This window comes from Photorhabdus stackebrandtii, assembly GCF_011189495.1.
In the GTDB taxonomy this organism is placed as follows: Bacteria; Pseudomonadota; Gammaproteobacteria; order Enterobacterales; family Enterobacteriaceae; genus Photorhabdus; species Photorhabdus khanii.
In genome coordinates this window covers 1-5459 of the sequence record NZ_PUJV01000067.1, presented here as the reverse complement: position 1 = coordinate 5459, position 5459 = coordinate 1, and the positions used below count along the sequence as shown (strand labels likewise).

The 5459-nt window shown below is 44.6% G+C and carries 5 protein-coding genes and 1 pseudogene; 3 read left to right on the top strand and 3 right to left on the bottom strand.

The genetic code is table 11. The features are described from left to right. The coding region (locus tag C5470_RS21185; protein WP_166291752.1) for an IS110 family RNA-guided transposase at positions 1-428 on the bottom strand (428 nt) is incomplete at its 3' end. 461 nt (positions 429-889) lie between these two features. Here C5470_RS21185 and C5470_RS21180 point away from each other — a divergent pair. Beyond that, on the top strand, positions 890-1330 hold the full coding sequence (locus tag C5470_RS21180) for a type II toxin-antitoxin system PemK/MazF family toxin (protein ID WP_132356475.1): 441 nt from the start codon (positions 890-892) through the stop codon (positions 1328-1330). 138 nt (positions 1331-1468) lie between these two features. Here the strand turns inward: C5470_RS21180 and C5470_RS21175 are convergent, their stop codons facing one another. Together C5470_RS21175 and mobC are read right to left on the bottom strand one after the other, a co-directional pair. Beyond that, positions 1469-1714 carry a hypothetical protein gene (locus C5470_RS21175; RefSeq protein ID WP_166291750.1) on the bottom strand — a complete coding sequence of 82 codons (246 nt, stop codon included), beginning with the start codon at positions 1712-1714 and terminating at the stop codon, positions 1469-1471. 81 nt (positions 1715-1795) lie between these two features. Further along, on the bottom strand, positions 1796-2521 hold the full coding sequence (gene mobC / locus C5470_RS21170) for a MobC family replication-relaxation protein (RefSeq protein WP_166291748.1): 726 nt from the start codon (positions 2519-2521) through the stop codon (positions 1796-1798). Positions 2522-2809: 288 nt separating this feature from the next. Between mobC and C5470_RS21165 the strand changes: the two are divergent. After that, positions 2810-3445, top strand: a pseudogene (locus C5470_RS21165) (Tn3 family transposase); the annotation flags it as partial. A gap of 410 nt (positions 3446-3855) precedes the next feature. Beyond that, positions 3856-5286 (top strand): group II intron reverse transcriptase/maturase, encoded by a 1431-nt coding sequence (ltrA, locus tag C5470_RS21160; RefSeq protein ID WP_166291746.1) that lies wholly within the window; start codon positions 3856-3858, stop codon positions 5284-5286. Positions 5287-5459: the final 173 nt, after the last annotated feature.

The following is a 5459-nucleotide window of genomic DNA, read 5'->3' as shown; positions in this document are numbered from 1 at the left end:
AAAGCCTGCATTTGGTTGGTCGTTTTAACCTTATCTCTGACCAGTGACTCCCTGACCCGATGTAATACACGCATAGCCTGCTGAGCTTCCGTTCTGAGTCGGACAAAACGCATGGAAGGACGTGAGGCCGCTTCGCAGATGGCTTCCGCATCAATAAAATCATTTTTATTACTTTTAACAAAAGGCCGGACAAACTGCGGTGAAATTAATTTAGCTTCATGGCCTAAATCATTTATTCGTCTTGCTATAAAATGCGCGCCGGCACAAGCCTCCATCACCACGGTTGCAGAAGGGCATCCGGCTAAAAGCTCCATTAACTTGGTTCGGGTAAATTTTTTACGGAGAAGGGCGTTACCTGATTTATCCTGGCAGTGGAGATGAAAGGTATGTTTGCCGAGATCGATACCGATAAGTGTCATGTTATTCATGGCGATGGCCTCATGTAAAAGAAATCACCTTGTCAAAATACGCCTACAGGGTGAGGGTGACCATCCCATTAAGTGTGGGACATTTATGTGGCAAAGCAGCTAAAAAAAACCCTAATCCTAAGATGCCACTCAAATGTGGAAAACATAAAAAGTGCAGGTCGTTCTGACCGTAAACTTTAACTTTGGCTGATGAAAGCCAGCCATCTTTTTTCCTACCCCAATTCACTATTGAACATAGTTAAAGATCAAAAAACAAGCACATTGCCAATAACCTGAATTACAGCCAATAAAAATATCTATCAACTATAATTTCCCATAAGTAGCATGTTATGATAGGATATCTTTATCGAACATTGATAACGAACTATTGACTGTTAAAATTGTTCGTTTACACTGTTAGATATCTGACCTAACACATATACTAGGGTAGGAACTATTATTTTAGAGGGCTGATTAATTAAATGGCTATTAGATATCGCCCGCGTATCGGTGAAATATTAGATTGTGACTTTGGTTTACCGGCACAACCAGACCATTTTAATGGCCGCATCCCGCCTGAGATGGTAAAAAAAAGAATGGTTGTAATCATGAATGCCCGTTTGTGTAGCAATGGTTATCTCGTTGTTCCGATTTCCTCAACTTTAAACAACGATGGTATTGCTCGCGGTTATCATGTCGAGTTAGATCAATCTATTTTTCGAATAACTAATTTTTATGATCGTCGCAGGCGCTGGGCATTAGTTCATCATATGCAGATAGTAAACACAAACAGACTCTTTAAATTAAGAGATAATGAACAAACATTTCAGCAATATTTGACGCATGAAGATGTTGAAAAGATGCAACGTGCAATAATCAAAATTATCGGCGCATCAAGCCTTATCAGTAAATCTGAAAGTTGACTTTTGGGATTCTATCAACTACAGTATGATTATTCCCCATGAGGGCTTTGTTAAAAATTTCTCCCGTAAAGGGCTTAAAACCCCTCATACCTAATATGAGGGGTTTTTGATTTAGTAATCTACATCCGCCTTATACGATTATGTACGGCTTGATAATTTTCCCATCAAAATAAGTTCGCCATCAACTGACGATTCGTGTAGTTTACTAGCGACATCAGTGAGATAACGACTAAGTGGTAAAAGTAAAAGCTGGGAAGACTGGACAAAATCTTCTTCATCTGGAAAAAGACAGAAAAATATGTTGAATGCTTCAGCGACTTCTATAACTCGCTCGATTAATTCTGCTAACTCCCGTCCAGTTATGGTACTATGCTTAATAGTCATATAAACACTTCCTCAAAGTGCTGTTTATGTGATCAGAGGACACAACGCTTGCCCGCGTTGTGTTCCTCGCCTGCTTTTTATTTATAAGGTGCTTTCCAACTCCTCATATGTAAAAAATTTAATAAAATTCCATGTCTGATCATCAATCGTGATAATCTCATTCCCAACTATCACGCCGTTAATAGATTTGTAAATCTTCTCAACTCTATTTTTTAAATTAACATCAGGTAATAAGTAATATATTTGGTCAAATTGTTTGCTTTGCTGCTGTTCGATGTACTGCCCCAATATTTTACGATAGTGTTCAAGGCTCTTAATTGTACGTTCAACTTTAACCGCAATTTTATTGACGGATTTAGATGTAATAATATAACCATCAGGAGCTTCGGGCTTTTTCTTTTTAGTACTATATATCGATAACCATTGATGACCCTTCGCCTCAACAATTCTTCTAATCAACTGTATATCAAGTTTATGTCTAAGAACTGAGATTGTGGTCTTAGATGGATGGAATATACGAATGTCTGCAATATTATCGTTCTCATCCATAGCAAGCCCTGCCCCATGTGGGGTCAAACCGTATATGTTAATTTTGCCCGTGCCAAGATCGCAGGAATATACACAAATTACACCTTCGGCTACTAGTTTCCTCAACAGAGTATAAACAGGGCTGATTGTTTTGAACTTTAACACGCCTTTTAAAACATCCGCTGTAGTGAACGTTTCTGATTTGAGAAAACAAAGCACATCATTTATTTTCTTGTTTTTTCTTTGATTTCTAAGTGTGTAATCATTAATCAAATTCATAATTAGGCCGTTACTCAGTCAGATATCTAACAGTATAAACGAACAATTTTAACGGTCAATAGTTCGTTATCAATGTTCGATAAAGATAGCCTATCATAACATGCTACTTATGGTAAATTATAGTTAGCGGGTTTGAATTGCATCCTGATTTGTGATAACAATGATCTTTAGTATAAAAACCATAAATCGCTATTAAAACAGATAGATGAGATATATATCTGCATTAAAAAATAATAGGCTAATGATCCTAAATTGGGGTAGTGACCAGCTACCCGGTCACTACCCCATCTAAAGGAAAAAAACTTATATGTGCCTGATGACCCGAAAAATTATCCGGCGTTATCACATTTTTTAGGCGATAAAAGCATCAACCAGAAAATCATTCTGACACAATGGTCTGAATATCTGCGCCTGGCAGCGTCAATCAAACAGGGTACCGTGACGGCTTCGTTGATGTTGCGGAAGCTCGCCAGCTATCCACGACAAAACGGACTGGCGCTGGCCTTACGCGAAATCGGGCGTATCGAGAGGACGATTTTTGCGCTGGACTGGCTTCTCGACTCCGGTCTGCGACAACGGGTGACTGCCGGATTGAATAAGGGAGAGGCGAAAAACACCCTGGCCCGGGCCGTATGTTTCAACCGGCTTGGCGAAATCAGGGACCGTACATACGAATTGCAGCGGCATCGGGCGAGCGGTCTGAACCTGGTCGTAGCAGCGATCATCCTGTGGAACACGGTTTATCTGGAACGGGCAGTCAATGAGATGCGTGCCCAGGGATACCCTGTTGATGAAGCGTTACTCAGGCACGTTGCACCTATTCACTGGGGGCATATCAACCTGACCGGTGATTACGCCTGGAAACAGCACAGACGGGTAGAGAAAGGGGGATTCAGGCCATTATTGCCGATCCCTAAATCTTAGCGTACTTTAATTTGTGCGCCGTGCAAAGGCACGGTCTTCCAGCGGGTGCGAATCCCGCCCGGCAACTTTCGTTCCAGCCGGAAGTAATCAGAGCAGTCGTGGCGGTAACAAAGCGGCTGAAGCCTCTGGTGTATAGGATCATTTTAGTGATTCAGCGAGTATGCAGGCCGTAACGTGAGTGAACGCTGAGCAGGCCTCGAAAAACGCAATGTGGAGGCTGACCCACCAAATTATTGGGGAAAGCTGCCAGTTACAGGGGAAGTGAACGAAAAGCGCACCCTGCAACCTCCACCGGGGTAGTAGCGACAGCATGTATACAAGAGGAAGACCGGGGCAACACGGGAAGTCCTGCGTGTGGTGAACGCTAACACCAACCGGAAGCCGGTGACGGCCAGACCGGGCACGACAGGATGACGGAGAGGCTCGTAGTACCGGGGAAGCCGGGTAATGCCGGTGGAGGAAAGGAGCCTTGGTTCAGAAACAACGCCGAAAGTGATGAGGAAAACTGGAGATTGGGAAACCTAAGAACTCCGAAATACGTTCAGGAATTACAGACGACGTTACATGCGAAAGCGAAGGAAAGATCCGAGCTTCGATTCCATGCGTTGTACGACAAAATATACCACCGCAGTGTGCTGACTCATGCGTACCAGTGCTGTCGCCGGAATAAAGGTGCAGCGGGGACGGATGGGCAAACCTTCGATGATATTGAGTCATATGGTGTGGAGCAATGGCTCGGAGAACTGGCGCAACAGCTTCGGGAAGGCACATATGTTCCGAAGCCGGTCAGGCGGGTACATATACCTAAGCCAAACGGGAAAACCCGACCGCTGGGCATCGCGTGTCTGAGGGACAGAGTTTGCCAGATGGCAGCAATGTTGGTGCTCGAACCTATATTCGAAGCCGATCTTCCCCCAGAACAGCATGCCTACCGGCGAAACCAAAATGCAAAAAGCGCGGTACAGGAAGTACACAGTCTACTGACCAGCGGATATAGAGATATTGTAGATGCTGATCTGTCAGGCTACTTCGACACCATACCCCATCCTGAATTGATGAAGTCAGTTGCACGCCGGATCGTGGACGGTAACGTTCTGCGCTTGATTAAGCAGTGGCTGGCAGCACCAGTAGAAGAAAAGATGCGGGACGGGAAAGTACTGCGAACAACCGCAAACCGGGATAACCAGTGCGGAATACCACAGGGTTCTCCAATATCCCCACTCTTATCTAATCTGTACATGAGACGTTTCATTATGGGCTGGAAAAGTCTGAGGATCGAACAGCGCCTGGGTGCGCGTATTGTTAACTATGCTGACGATCTGGTGATCTGCTGTAAAGGCAGTAACGCCAGCCATGCAATGGCAGCAATGCGCGGACTGATGGCAAAGCTGAAGCTAACGGTAAATGAAGAAAAGACCCGCTTATGTCGAATGCCGGAAGGTGAATTTGACTTTCTGGGATACACGTTTAAGCGCTTATATTCAGCCCGGACGAGGAAACCGTATAGAGGAACTCGCCCCTCGAAGAAAAGCATTAAGCGAATGATTGAGTCCGTGAGGCTCCAGACCAGCAGGAACATGGAGTGGATGGATGCCGGTGAGATGGTCATGCGGTTGAACCAGAAACTGGGTGGCTGGACTAACTACTTCAGGTTAGGCCCTGTCACGCAGTCGTACCGGTTTATAGATCGCTACACCACAACCCGGCTGCGTCGGTGGCTCTGCAAGAAACATAAGCAACGAAGCAAAGGGTTGCGATACCCTGATGAATACTTCTACAATCAGTTAGGACTCATCCAGTTGCCGAAACTCCCGCAGAGGCTTCCGTGGGCGAAGGCATGATTCTGTCCGAGAGCCGGATGCGTTAGAAGCGCACGTCCGGTTCGATGAGGGTGTCGCAAAAGCTCATGTTATCCATTAAGATCGGTGTTCTTTCTGTTAAACGCCGATCTTTTATGACCTTATTCACTCGAACGCTGGAATCGTCTGCTCACACCAAACGTCAGTTTGTCAAA